Raw genomic sequence first — 12,227 nt, forward strand, 5'->3', positions numbered from 1 at the left:
AATTCAAGGAGGTCGTGCAGACCTTGAAGGTCACGTCCTTGACCAGTTGCGACGATTTTTTCGCGGATGTCACGATGGGCATGATCTGGTCGTCGTCGCCGTGAATGATCAGCGTGGGAATGTCGAACTCCTTGAGGTTCCCCGTGAGGTCAGTCTCAGAGAAGGCTTTGACGCAGTCGTAGACGCTCTTGACGCCTACCGTCATGCTCCAGAGCCAGAACTCGTCACGGGTCCCCTGCGACACGGTCGAACCTTCGCGGTTGGCGCCGTGGAACGGAGCGCTGAGGTCCTTGTAGTACTGGGACCGGTCCGTCAGCACACCTTGCCGGATCTCGTCGAAGACCTCGATCGGCAGCCCCTCCGGGTTCGCTTCCGTCCTGAGCATTAACAGAGGGATCGCGCCGAGCAGAACCACCTTGGCCACACGCCTCGAGCCGTGCCGGCCGATGTAGCGCGTCACCTCTCCGCCGCCCGTCGAGTGGCCGACCAGGATGGTGTCCTGGAGATCAAGGTTCTCCAGGACCGATGCCAGGTCCAGGTCGTCGGCATACGTGTCCAGGTCGTTGCCCATCCACGGCTGGTCGGACCGTCCGCCTCCGCGTCGGTCGGGGGCGACGGCCCGGAAACCGCTGTCCGCCTTCAGCTTCAGCTGCGGATCCCACGCATCCGCGATCAGTGGCCAGCCGTGGGAAAACACCACCGGCTCACCCGCCCCCCAGCCCTTGAAGTAGATCTGTGTGCCGTCCTTGGCAGCGGCAAGGGCCATGATCGCCTCGCTAGCACTTGTTCGGAACACCGCCCTTCACGGCGATTCAGCGCCCGAGCCGGGCACGTGAATACCACGTCCGACCAGCAGTGAACGCCCGCGAGGGCGAGGGCGATACTGGTGAAGGCAGCCGTTCCGTACAGTCTCTTCCCCACGCTACTCGGGACGCCCCACTTCAGCACGCCGGGGCAGACCGCCGTGAGCACACACCCGTGGCTAGAGATCTTTAACGATGTGGGTCACGGCATTTGAATGGCACTGAGGGCTTCAGCGAGTGGGCGCGTGAGTCGGAGAGCGCAGCGGTCTGCCCCGACGGCGCGCCGGACGTTGGTATGTCAGTGGCGCCCGTTACGTTGCTGAGCATGACAAGTTGGATCAACCGTGGCGTCATAGCGTGGCTGGAAGAAGACTGATGTGGGGACGACGAAAGCGTCCTGGTCTACTTCAAGGGGACCGGCCTGGCCGCCATGGCCGATGGCCTGTCCGCGCACGACCGGCCGCCGTTCGCCTACGGCAACGGCACGGCATCCGGTGACTGGGGCGTGATCGTTCACCACATGTTCAACCCCGTCCATTGCCCAGGCCCACCGGCCCAAGGCGTACCACTACAAGGACGGCCAGATATCGTCCTGCATCGACTACGAAGGCCCCGACTACGTCGCAGACTACTGGCCCAACATGATGGCCTCCCTCATCACGGCGGCCGGACTGGACCACGAGAACGAGACCTACGAGGAGCAGCTGAACCAGCTGATCTGTGACCACCTGGGGCTGCCCGCACTGGATCGTGACTCCATCACGGTGGACCGCGACCTGGTGGCCTCCTACTTCCAGTACTCCGGCCGTAGATCGCTGGTGCGACGTCAGACCGACCGCGCCTACGGGTGCGTGTCCGTGATCGCGATGACCTCGTCGAGGCGGTCCAGGGCGGCCTGCAGGTCGTCGACCTTGGCCTGGATGCGGTCGCGCTCGGCGCGCAGCATGGCTCGTTGCTCGGCGTCGGTGTGCCCCGTGTCCCAGCATGGAAGGAGTTCCGCGATCCTTCGGCTGGTCAGACCGGCGGCGAACATCTGCTGGAAGAAGCGCACCAGGGTGACGGTGTCCTGCCGGTAGAGGCGCTGGCCGGACGGGCTGCGCTCCGCGATGAGCAGCCCCTGCTGCTCGTAGTAGCGCACGGCGCGTACCGAGACGCCGGCGCCGCGTGCCACCTCGCCGATGCGGACCAGCCGCTCGGCCGCAGCCTCCGTGACGGTCATGGTGATTCCTCTCGCCCCGGTCCTGACGGCCAGCACTTGCCTCTGACGTCAGCGTCAGGTTTTAGCGTACCGGGCATGGATATCAACAACTCCGTCGCCCTTGTCACCGGAGCCAACCGCGGCCTGGGCCGCGCCTTCGCCCAGCGCCTGCTCGAACGGGGCGCCCACAAGGTCTACGCGACGGCCCGCCGACCGGTGACCGTGGACCTGCCCGGGGTCGAGGTGCTGCCCCTCGACATCGCCGATCCCGCATCCGTGAGGGCCTCCGCCGAGGCCGCCCCGGACGTCTCGCTACTCATCAACAACGCGGGAATCAGTACGGGGACCGACCTAGTGACCGGTTCGCTGGACGCGGTGCGGCACGAGCTGGAGACCAACATGTTCGGCCACCTGGGAATGATCCGGGAGTTCGCGCCGGCACTCGCCAGGAACGGCGGGGGCGCGATCGTCAACGTCCTCTCCGCCATGTCGTGGTTCGGGGGCAAGGGCGCCGGTGCCTATCACCTGTCCAAGGCCGCCGCCTGGGCCATGACCAACGGCGTCCGCCTGGAGCTCGCCGAGCAGGGCACGCTCGTCACAGCGGTACACCTCGGCCTGGCCGACACCGACATGGCGGCGGGCTGGCCCGTGGACAAGATCGCTCCGTCGGACCTGGCCGACGCGGCGCTCGACGGTGTCGAGGCGGGCTCCGCCGAGGTCCTCGCCGACCAATGGAGTCGGGACGTCAAGTCCCGGCTGCCACTGACGCCGGAAGAGTTCAACGCCGCGATGGACCGCGCCCTGGCGGCGTTGATGGCGGCCTGAGGGGCCCTCGGGCCCCGCTGACGGTGTGTTGCTTCTTACGGCCGGTCAATTAATGCTCCGTCCGCAGTTGTGGATCTTCATGTTGTGGCCTCGCGTCGGCGGTGGTGGCGGTCGCGGGCGCGGGCCTGGTGTCGGACGACGCCATAGGGACCAGCGCAGGCGATGGTCGCGTTGGTCGTTCGGGTATGCGGCGGGCAGGGTGAATAGGCGCTGTATTTCGTTGCAGGTGAGGGGGATGAGTCCGGCGGGGGCGGGGTGTTCGCGGTGCTCGTCGGCACCGGATGACGGCCAGGAAGGCGTGGGTGAGCATCGCGAGGGTCACCCAGCGCAGCCAGGGAGTGTGGCGGCGGACCTGGTGCTCGTCCAGGCCGGCGAGGCCCTCGCCGGCCTGGAAGGTCTCCTCGAACCTCCAGCGGATTCCGGCGACCCGGACCAGGGCGGTCAGCGGTACTGGCCACGGGCTGAAACAGCGGTAATGGGCCACCTCGCCAGCAATCATCGACAGCAGGGCCGGGTTGCCGCCGTAGACCTCGTCGCCGGTGACCCAGCCGGCCGTGTGACCGCCGGCCCAGAACCTCTCGAGCATCGCGGCAGCGAACTGCGTCCTGGTGGCGAACCGCACCTCGTCAGGTTCCAGTCCCGCACTGCGGCACGGCTCGGGACCGTCGGTCCATGCTCTGGGCAGGTACCACTCACGGTCGACGGCGGCGTGTCCGCGCGGCGTGGCATGCACAAGATAGACGGCAACCTGGGAGTTCTCGATCCGCCGGCGGTGCCGGCGTACTGTCGCTGTGCCCCGACGGTCGCGTTCCCCTTCCTCACGTCGCCGGTCTCGTCGACGACGAGGACGGCCTGCTCGGTGCCGAGGCGATCGACAACGTACTCGCGCAGATCATCGCGGACCGCGTCCGCGTCCCACTTGGCCCGCTCCAATAGATGCTGCATGCCATCCGGCGTGGCCTCACCGGCTCACTCCGCGATCGTCCAGCAGTTCTTGCGGGGCAGATCAGCCAGCAGTCCGCGAACGAACTTCCCTACCCGACGCCGGGGTTCAGAACGGGCGAACCGCCGGCTATGCGCTCCATCAGCCCCTCGAACTCCTCGTCCCAACGGGCAAGGCCTCCGCTGTGGCCTACGGCCACCGTCTGATCTTCTGTCCTCACACCCGATGATCAGCGGGTGGCCGTACCCGTCGGCACCGCCTCACCTTCCAAGATCCACAACTACGGCTGGAGTACTAGGAGATCTTTACCGTTACGGAGAAGATTGGAGGTCGAGCGCGGTTTTGGCGATGAGTCCCTCGAGGAGGCGGGGGCGGTACTGCATCCGCTTCCGCCGCGTCTTCACCAACGCGGTGAGCTGGCCGAGGCTGTGGTTGGTGAGGTTGGCCAGCGACCTGTTCAGGTGTGACCACACGCCCTCGGCGGGGTTGAGTTCGGGGGCGTACGGAGGCAGTTGGTGGACCGTCAGCCATAGTCGGGCTTCGATCAGTTCGCGCATGTTGCGGCTGACGTGCGTGCTCAAGTTATCCCACACCAAAACGAGGGGGCCGCCGAGCTCCTGGTGCGCTGCATCCAGCAGGCGGGCATAGTCGGTCTTGGTGAAGCCCTTGCGGCGGCCCCTGGCGGGACCACGGTCGAGGTGGAGGCGGTAGGTCAGCCGAGGCCGATGACCGTCTTTGGTGCAGATCAGCGCAGCCATCGAGACGCGTTTGGTGCCCGCAGCGGTGACCCGCACCACCGGGGTGTGGCCCCGGCGGCCCCAGGTGCGGCCCTTGGGCGGCCTCAGGTCTGGGCCGGCTTCGTCCTCGAAGCAGACCCAGGCGCCCAAGTCCGCCGCCCTCTTCTTATGACGGGCCACTGCTCGTCCTTCCAGGCGGCGATCTTCGCCTCGTCCCGCTCGGTGGCCTTACGGGATGGGACCTGCACACTCCAGCCGATGCGGTGCAGCAACAAGTCCGGCCCGGCCAGGATGTACTCCACGCCGAACCGGCGGCGCACGATCTCGGCGATCCTCGCCAGCGTCCAGCACTGGTCACTCCAGCCGCACGCGGCCGGGCCAGTATCCAACACCTCCTGTAAAAACAGGCAGTTGTTCCGGGGCGAGCTTGCAGCGGGCGCCACTGGGGCCCTTGGAAGCCAGGGCTTGCCGACCGCCCGAAGCCAACGCCCGCCGCCGGCGATTCGCCGACATCCGGGTCGTTAAAGATCTCGACCTGGCCGCGGCACATCCCAGCGTGACCAAGGTCTGGGCCGACGGCGGTTACCAGAACAGCATCTTCAACCACGGCGCCCGGCTGGGCATCGATGTCGAGGTGGTGCAGCGGCCACGGGCGAAGGGGTTCGAGCCGCTGCCGAAGCGGTGGGTGCACGAGCGGACCTTCGGCTGGCTGATGCAGCACCGTCGCCTGGCGCGGGACTACGAAGCCCTCCCGCAGAGATCCCGCACGGTGATCCACTGGGCGATGGCTACTGACGACGGCGCTTTGATGTCGTCTCGCCGAGGTTCACCCTGCTGACGAACGGCCCTCACGGCGCAATGTAGTTGAAGTGAGATATGCGCAAGGCGGCGGGTTGGACGCCGGGGGGCGGGCACGCCGCGAGGCGTTGCGGTTGCAGGCTGCCGCGATGTTCGTCGAGGACGTCACGCCTTCGGAGATCGCCAAGCTGCTGCGGGTGACGGTGCGGTCGGTATACCGGTGGAGGGCTGACTTCGAGCGCGGCGGGACGGCGGCGCCGGCAAGCCGGGGCCCGCTGGGGCAGCGGTGCAAGCTCAGTACGAAGTCGCAGGTCAAACTGGCCGCGATGCTGGATGAGGGCCCGGCGGCGTTCGGCTGGGATGAGGACCAGGTGTGGACCGGGGCTCGGGTCGCCAAGCTGATCGGCCGCAAACTCCATGTCTCCTACAGCGCCGACGCGGCAGCCCGGTTGATCCGTCGGCTCGGCTTCACGCCGCAGATGCCGGCGCGACGGGCCGCCCGGCGCGACGAGCTCGCGATCGCCGCCTGGAAGGAAACAACGTGGCCTGCGGTAAAAGGACACCGGCCGCGCTCGGCGCCTTCGTTTGCTTCGAGGACGAGGCGGGCCAGCATCTGACGCCGCCGCGCGGCCGAACCTGGGGACGTCGGGGCCAGACCCCGATCGTGCAGGTGGCCGGGCGCAGCTCCGGGCGGGTGTCGATCGCCGGACTGATCGCGGTCCGTCCCGGGGGGCGCACGAGACTGTTCTACCGGCTGCGCGTCCACCGCGGCCGCAAGAACGAGCGACGCTCCTTGTCCGAACGCGACTGCATCGGGCTGATCGACGCCGCCCACCAGCAGTTGAGAGCCCCGATCATCCTGGTCTGGGACCGGCTGAACACCCACGTGTCGGCAACCATGAAACAGATGATCGCTGAACGAGCCTGGCTGACCGTCGTGCTGCTCCCGGCCTACGCCCCGGACCTGAACCCGGTCGAGGGCGTGTGGTCCCACGTCAAACGCAGCCTGACCAACCTGGCCGCGCTCACCGTCGATGCGCTGGAGACGCTGATCCGCAACCGACTCAAGCGCCTTCAGTACCGGCCCGTCGTCCTCGACGGCTTCGTCGCGGAGACCGGCCTGACCTTCCACCTGCTACCGCCATGACGTCGCGAAACGCCGTCGTCGGAAACTCGCCCGCCGCGATCGTCCGCCGCGCAGGCAATCCCCTTGCGCTGCCGACCCTGTCCAGCGATGCTCGACTGCCGTGAGCGGCTTCCAGATCAGCACCCTGACGGCCACCGAGGAGCGGCTCTGGCACGCTTTTCCCACCGGCGCCCTGGTCGACCTGCGCTCCGGACCCGACGACGGCCCCGGCCAAGCGACGTGGTGGCCGCGCACCCGCGACATTCGCGCCGAGGTGATCGCGGCGCTGCTGACCGGCAGCGGGCCCGATGCGAACGGCGGCGCGGGGGTCAAACTGGCCGGCGCCCGTGTCGTCGGGCGACTCACGCTCGCCCACACGCAAGTCCCCTACGCACTCGACTTCGAGCACTGCTGCTTCGACGACGGCCTGGACCTCGCCGAAGCCGAGACTCGCAGCGTGCGCCTGCGCGGCTGCTACCTCACCGTACTGGAAGCCAACCGCGCCGAGATCCGCGGCGAGTTCCAGATGGAGGGCTGCCGCCTCGACCGGCTCAGCCTCTACGCGGCACGCGTCTTCGAGATCGAAATCAGCGGGACCACGATCACCGCGCCCCCGCTCGAACCACCGGACCCTGACGCCGACTGGACGCCGCCGCGCACGGCCGTCAACGGCGACCTGCTCGTCGTCGACACCGCGATGTACTGCCACGACGTTGTCATCGACGGACAGTTCCGGCTTCCCGGCGCGCGCATCGGCGGCTACCTGCATCTGGACGGCGCCCGGATAACCCACGAGGAGCCCAACCGCCCACCCACGCCCGCCCTGCTGGCGCAGGGGCTGCGCGTGGACACCGGAATGTTCGCCCGCCGTGGCAACACCCGAGCGAAGAACCGGTTCACCGTCACCGGCGGCGTCGACCTCAGCGGTGCCGCGATCAAGGGCGGGCTCATGCTGGCCGACGCCGACCTGGTGGAGGACCACGGCCAAACGGCGCTGCGCGCAGACCACATCTCGGTCGAGGGCGGGGTCGACCTGTCGGGCGTCACGGCTTCGGGCGCGGTCCGGCTCAACTCGGCCCGTATCGTCGGGCCGCTGACACTGAGCGGTGCGCGACTGGGCACGCTCGACGCCTCCGGCGCGCGCGTCGAAGGGGCGATGTTCTGCAATGAGGGATTCACCGCGCACAGCTTGGACTTGCGGCGGGCACGGACTGCAACCTTTGAGGACGACGCCGCGTCCTGGCCCGACAAGCTGCGCCTGGACGGCTTCGTCTATGACGAACTGATGCCGTTGCCGACGGCCGGGATGCGACTGCCGTGGCTGGCTCGTGACGCGTATCAGCCTCAGCCTTACGAGCAGCTGGCCGCGCGCTACCGCGCGGTGGGGCGTGACGGCGAGTCGCGGCGGGTGCTGCTTGCCCAGCAGCGGCGGCGACGTGAGGCGGCTGGCCTGCCGGCGAAAGCATGGGGCCTTCTCCAGGACGCAACGGTCGGCTACGGGTATCGGCCGTGGCTGGCCGGGCTGTGGTTGTTGGGCCTGCTCGCCGCCGGATCGGTCTACTTCGCCTCCCACCACCCCGCACCGCTGGGTACGGGCGGACCGCATTTCAACCCGGTCGCCTACACGCTCGACCTGTTGGTGCCGGTAGTGAGCCTCGGTCAATCGGGCGCGTGGAATCCGAGCGGGTCCAGCCAGGCGCTGGCCTATGCACTGATCATCAGTGGCTGGACACTCGCCACGACGCTGGTCGCCGGGGTCACACGAATACTGGTGCGGCCCTGAGATAACAGGTCCCTCTCCGACTGGCGCGCCTGTCACGAAACGACATCAAACCGTCGTCCTCAGTAACAAAAGGTCCCGCGAGCTGACAGGAGAATCCACACCAACCTGGCGAATCGAAACGGACATCCCGCTCGCATCGGCGTGAAAACTGATCAGATACTCTCTTACACCCTAGGATGCCCTGAGGAGCAAGCGGTCGGCACCGCCTCCGCCGTCAGCTTCACGACGTCGCGCTGTGGTACCGCCACACCATATACAGCCGTCACCTCTGGAACGCTCCCCAGTCCCCGTAGTGCCTGCGCCTCGGTACATGGCGGCGAGGCCTCGGGTCGCCGCACGAAGCGTCATGTCAGAGGCATTCCCCGTCCCTTGCGGAATGCTGCAAGCCGGGCCATTTGCTCACCCATACCGCGTGCTCCGGCCAACGGCGTGTGGACGTGCGGCCAGACGGAGCGCACGAGGCTGATGTGTCGTGCACCGCCGAGGGCCACCACCGGGTCAAGGCCCACGATGTCACGCACGGTTGCCTGGTCCAGAAGGACCTGGCTCGTTACCGCGTCGGCTGCACCATGAGGTGTGTCGTACGGCTCGATGACGTCGTCGAGGTCGAGGAGCCCGTGGCGTGCGGAGAGAATGAGCAGCAGGTCAGGTTGCAGTGCGTCGGCGGCCTTGCGGCATGCCCGGTGGTAGGAGCCTACGTACATGTCTGCGGAGCGCGCGGGCGAGCCCAGTTTGCGGCTGCCGCACGGGATGACGACGAGTTGCGGCTTGAAGTAGTCGAGATGGTCGTTTGTGGTCATGTCTGGGGTCCTGCCTGTGCTGTGAAGTGAGCAGTGCTGGTCGTGTGCGCGCCCGGCGTGTTCTGGTGGAGACCCGCCTGCCGAGCGGTCGAGCAGGGGATGGCTATGGCGGAGCGGAGTTCGAGAAGAACAGGGTCATGCCGGATGACCGGCCTGAGGCGTCCACGCGAGGGGCAGGGGAGGCGGCCGATGGAAGCTCAGACCCGGCGATGCCGCCGTCGCACGAGCAGCTGGTGCACACTCGGCCTCTTCGAGCAGGCCCACCATGTCCCCTGACGCGCAGCGGCAGCACCGTTCCGCCAGGCCCGCCGCGGCCGCGGACTCTCGCTTTCGCCGCCGGCGGCGCGTCAGACCACGCGCTCCTTGGCGTTGGTCCTCACCGTCGGAGTCTCGGCCGGTGTCGGGTGGATTCCGGCGAAGCCGAGGAACGCACCGAAGGCCGTCATGCCGGCGGCGATGGTGAAGCTGAAGGCGTAACCGTGCGCGGCGGCGGTCACCTGGTCGGCGCCCGCACGCCGCAGCACGGCGGCGTGGCCGGTGCCCAGTGAGACCAGGGCAGCCAGGCCGATGGCGCTGCCGATCTGCATGGACGCATTGTTCATGCTGGTGGCGATGCCCGCGTCCTCACCGGTGGCGCCGTCCACTCCGGCGACAGTGGATCCGACGAGGACGAGGCCGCCTCCCAGCGGCACGAGGATCAGTCCGGGCAGTACGTCGGCCACATAGGTGCCGTGGCTGCTGAGGCCGGCAAGGAGGACGTAGCCGACCGTGGTGACCGCAAGTCCTCCTCCGTTCAGGGCCCGCAGACCGAACCGGGGAAGGAGGCGTGGTGCCATCACGGTGGCACTGAAGAGAATGACCAAGCCGAACGGTACAAAGGCGAATCCGGTCGCCAGCGCGGAAAAGTGAAGTATGCGCTGGACATACAGGCTCAGTGAGAAGAAGAGGGTGGCGAACCCGACGTAGTAGCAGATGCGCACGACGTTGGCGATGCTCCGGTTACGTGAGCGCAGGAATGCGAGGGGCACCAGGGGCTGGGCCACGTGAGCCTCCACCAGCACGAAGCCGATCAGGCAGAGCACACCGATCCCGACGCAACCCAGGACGGGGAACGAGAACCATACGTGACTGTCCTTCTCCAGGAGGCCGAACACGACCAGGAGCAGACCGAGGGTGACGGTGACGGCGCCGAGGACGTCAGGCCGACCGCGCTTGGTGGCCCGGCTTTCGGAGACGAGCCTGAAAGTGGCGAAAAACGCGAACGCGGCGATGGGTAGATTGATGAAGAATATCCAACGCCAGGAGGCGATGGTGGTCAGGATGCCCGAGAGCACGACTCCCAGGGCTACCCCAACTCCGGCCAGGCCGCTCCAGACGGCCATGGCCCGTGCCCTTTCCTGCCGCTGTGTGAACAGCAGCGTCACCAGGGACAGGGCTGCCGGGCTGACGAGTGCCGCGCCGACGCCCTGTACGAAGCGGCCGGCGATCAGTACACCGGCTTGCTGGGCCACTCCCGCGCTCGCCGACGCCAGCGCGAAGATCGCCAAGCCGGTCAGGAAGAGGCGTCTGCGGCCGAGCAGATCACCCAGGCGTCCGCCAAGCATCAGCAGTCCACCGTAGGTGACGGTGTATCCGTTGACGACCCATGCCAGGCCCGTGGTCGTGAAGCCGAGATCGTGCTGGATGGGGGGAAGTGCGACATTGACCACGGTCACATCGAGGAGCAGCATCACCTGCACGAGGCAGATGATCCCGAGCGCGCGCCACCTGCGCGGATCCGGTTCGGGAGTGGGACTGATCGGAGTCATCACTGATCGCCTTCTATACGGTCGGGCCGCCGCCGTCCCCGCGGACGCCGTCTCAGGAGGAGAGGCAGCAAGCGGGCCCGGCCCAAAGGACATTTCCTGAGGTTTTCAACTCGCAGGCGCCAGGTGTGCGTGGCCGCGGATAAGGACAACGAAGGCGCACATTCGGTCTTCGCTGCGGTTTCGTCGCAGACCCCGGCGCCGGTACCGGAGCGAGGCTGAAGCACCTCCGGGTGCCGCCGCCTCCGGGGAGCGGCGCCGGCACTCGTGATGTCCCAGGCCGGGGGAGGCTCAGCCCTTCGCCCGCCTCCGTTGGCGGGACCCCGGGTGCGCCCGATAGGCGCTGACGCTCGACTCGCCCAGCATCCAGAAGCGCCAGGGATGCAAAGCAGCAGGACCGCCCACCCCCGTCCGCGGCCCTCGGCCGACCCGCGCGGACGAGACACCCCCGGCGGGCTCCGCGAGGAACAACTCCGACGCTGCGTCGCATGCTGACTGACCGTCATGATGCAGATCGGCGATGCCCAACGCTCGCGCGAGGTTGGCCGGGCCGCGCGCCAGATCGCGCGCCCGTACCCCAGGCCCCCGGCGTTCTTGCGCGACGTCCGCTCCCTCCACGACGGTGCCGGCGCGGAGCAGCACCGAAGCGGGACGCCGCCCGGGCCCGCAGACGGCGTTCAGGCACCGATGCACCGCGTGCGTCCGGTACACGTAGAAGGTCCCCGGGGCCCCGAACTCCGCTCGATTGGTCCGGTTCGGACCCCGGAACGCGTGCGAGGCCGGGTCATCGGGCCCCTCGTACGCCTCCACCTCGGTGATACGCACAGCCGTCACGCCGCGCTGCGAGCGCGAGACCACGAGAGCCCCCAGGAGTTCGGGAGCCACCTCGAGGGCAGGCCGGTCGAAGAAGTGCTCGCGCAAGGCGGACCGCCCTGCCGACGCAGCCCCCGGCTCATCGAACGCCCGCAACTGCTCGTGATCAGTCCCGGCCACGCCCGGGACCGTCCGGTCCTCTGCCAAGCCGCTGCCTCCTGTCGAGATTCCGGGACGCCGGATCCGACGCCCCCACCGTCCCAGCGCTCTCCTTGCGTCGCCCCATGGCCCGAGAAACTGCCGTGAGGCACTCGGATACGGACCTTCGAGCCGAACGCCCACCAGGCCGTTGGAGGAAGGAACACGCTTCCGGACGAGGTGACATCGAGGCCGAGCACGCGATCCAGGCCGCGGACGCGATGCTGGACCATCCGCAGTCGGGCGAACGTTTCCCGGGCCGCGAGACAACACGGCGGGCATCCGGCCGACCGGCGGTTCACCCTCCTGCGCGTCACCGGCCACGCGCATGTATGGGTGAGCGAATGCCTCACCATCTACGACGGTGCGCCTTCGTACTCGGCGAGGTCATGGAATTC

The 12,227-nt window shown here is 68.0% G+C and carries 7 protein-coding genes and 4 pseudogenes; 4 read left to right on the top strand and 7 right to left on the bottom strand.

Going from position 1 to position 12,227, the window contains the following annotated elements:
• Window positions 1-19: 19 nt before the first annotated feature.
• Together FB563_RS29390 and FB563_RS29400 are read right to left on the bottom strand one after the other, a co-directional pair.
• Window positions 20-766: pseudogene (locus tag FB563_RS29390) on the bottom strand (alpha/beta fold hydrolase); the annotation flags it as partial.
• An 878-nt stretch (window positions 767-1,644) separates the two neighbouring features.
• Window positions 1,645-2,022 carry a MerR family transcriptional regulator gene (locus FB563_RS29400; protein WP_055704887.1) on the bottom strand — a complete coding sequence of 126 codons (378 nt, stop codon included), beginning with the start codon at window positions 2,020-2,022 and terminating at the stop codon, window positions 1,645-1,647.
• Between the two features lie 75 nt (window positions 2,023-2,097).
• Between FB563_RS29400 and FB563_RS29405 the strand changes: the two genes are divergently transcribed.
• Window positions 2,098-2,826: an SDR family oxidoreductase gene (locus FB563_RS29405; RefSeq protein ID WP_055704888.1), complete on the top strand. Its 729-nt coding sequence runs from the start codon at window positions 2,098-2,100 to the stop codon at window positions 2,824-2,826.
• A 283-nt stretch (window positions 2,827-3,109) separates the two neighbouring features.
• Here the strand turns inward: FB563_RS29405 and FB563_RS29410 are convergent.
• Both FB563_RS29410 and FB563_RS45505 read right to left on the bottom strand, forming a co-directional pair.
• Window positions 3,110-3,936: pseudogene (locus tag FB563_RS29410) on the bottom strand (IS701 family transposase); the annotation flags it as partial.
• Window positions 3,937-4,080: 144 nt separating this feature from the next.
• Window positions 4,081-5,037, bottom strand: a pseudogene (locus FB563_RS45505) (IS630 family transposase); the annotation flags it as partial.
• A gap of 4 nt (window positions 5,038-5,041) precedes the next feature.
• Between FB563_RS45505 and FB563_RS29425 the strand changes: the two are divergent.
• From FB563_RS29425 to FB563_RS29440, 3 genes and pseudogenes are all read left to right on the top strand, one after another.
• A pseudogene (locus FB563_RS29425) lies at window positions 5,042-5,344 on the top strand (transposase); the annotation flags it as partial.
• 31 nt (window positions 5,345-5,375) lie between these two features.
• Window positions 5,376-6,451, top strand: a protein-coding gene (locus tag FB563_RS45510; protein WP_425281737.1) for an IS630 family transposase whose coding sequence is annotated in 2 segments (ribosomal slippage) — window positions 5,376-5,858 and window positions 5,861-6,451 — 1,074 coding nt in all. Because the reading frame shifts where the segments join, the coding sequence is not laid out codon by codon here.
• A gap of 100 nt (window positions 6,452-6,551) precedes the next feature.
• Window positions 6,552-8,213: a hypothetical protein gene (locus tag FB563_RS29440; RefSeq protein WP_055704893.1), complete on the top strand. Its 1,662-nt coding sequence runs from the start codon at window positions 6,552-6,554 to the stop codon at window positions 8,211-8,213.
• 344 nt (window positions 8,214-8,557) lie between these two features.
• Here the strand turns inward: FB563_RS29440 and FB563_RS29445 are convergent, their stop codons facing one another.
• The 3 genes from FB563_RS29445 to FB563_RS45245 form a co-directional block, all read right to left on the bottom strand.
• Window positions 8,558-9,013, bottom strand: a complete 456-nt coding sequence (locus FB563_RS29445; protein ID WP_055704894.1) for a DUF6884 domain-containing protein — start codon at window positions 9,011-9,013, stop codon at window positions 8,558-8,560.
• Window positions 9,014-9,360: 347 nt separating this feature from the next.
• A complete protein-coding gene (locus FB563_RS29450; RefSeq protein ID WP_159045453.1) occupies window positions 9,361-10,752 on the bottom strand; it encodes an MFS transporter in 1,392 nt (463 codons plus the stop codon).
• A gap of 357 nt (window positions 10,753-11,109) precedes the next feature.
• Complete coding sequence (locus tag FB563_RS45245) at window positions 11,110-12,159, bottom strand: DNA-3-methyladenine glycosylase (RefSeq protein ID WP_324615828.1); 1,050 nt, start codon at window positions 12,157-12,159, stop codon at window positions 11,110-11,112.
• Between the last annotated feature and the right edge of the window lie 68 nt (window positions 12,160-12,227).

Origin of the sequence: Streptomyces puniciscabiei (genome assembly GCF_006715785.1) — a bacterium.
In the GTDB taxonomy this organism is placed as follows: Bacteria; Actinomycetota; Actinomycetes; order Streptomycetales; family Streptomycetaceae; genus Streptomyces; species Streptomyces puniciscabiei.

What these genes read in the sequence shown, in the direction of transcription:
- FB563_RS29400 (WP_055704887.1), bottom strand. Translation starts at nt 2,022, where the DNA reads ATGACCGTCACGGAGGCTGCGGCCGAGCGGCTGGTCCGCATCGGCGAG.
- FB563_RS29405 (WP_055704888.1), top strand. Translation starts at nt 2,098, where the DNA reads ATGGATATCAACAACTCCGTCGCCCTTGTCACCGGAGCCAACCGCGGC.
- FB563_RS29445 (WP_055704894.1), bottom strand. Translation starts at nt 9,013, where the DNA reads ATGACCACAAACGACCATCTCGACTACTTCAAGCCGCAACTCGTCGTC.
- FB563_RS45245 (WP_324615828.1), bottom strand. Translation starts at nt 12,159, where the DNA reads ATGCGCGTGGCCGGTGACGCGCAGGAGGGTGAACCGCCGGTCGGCCGG.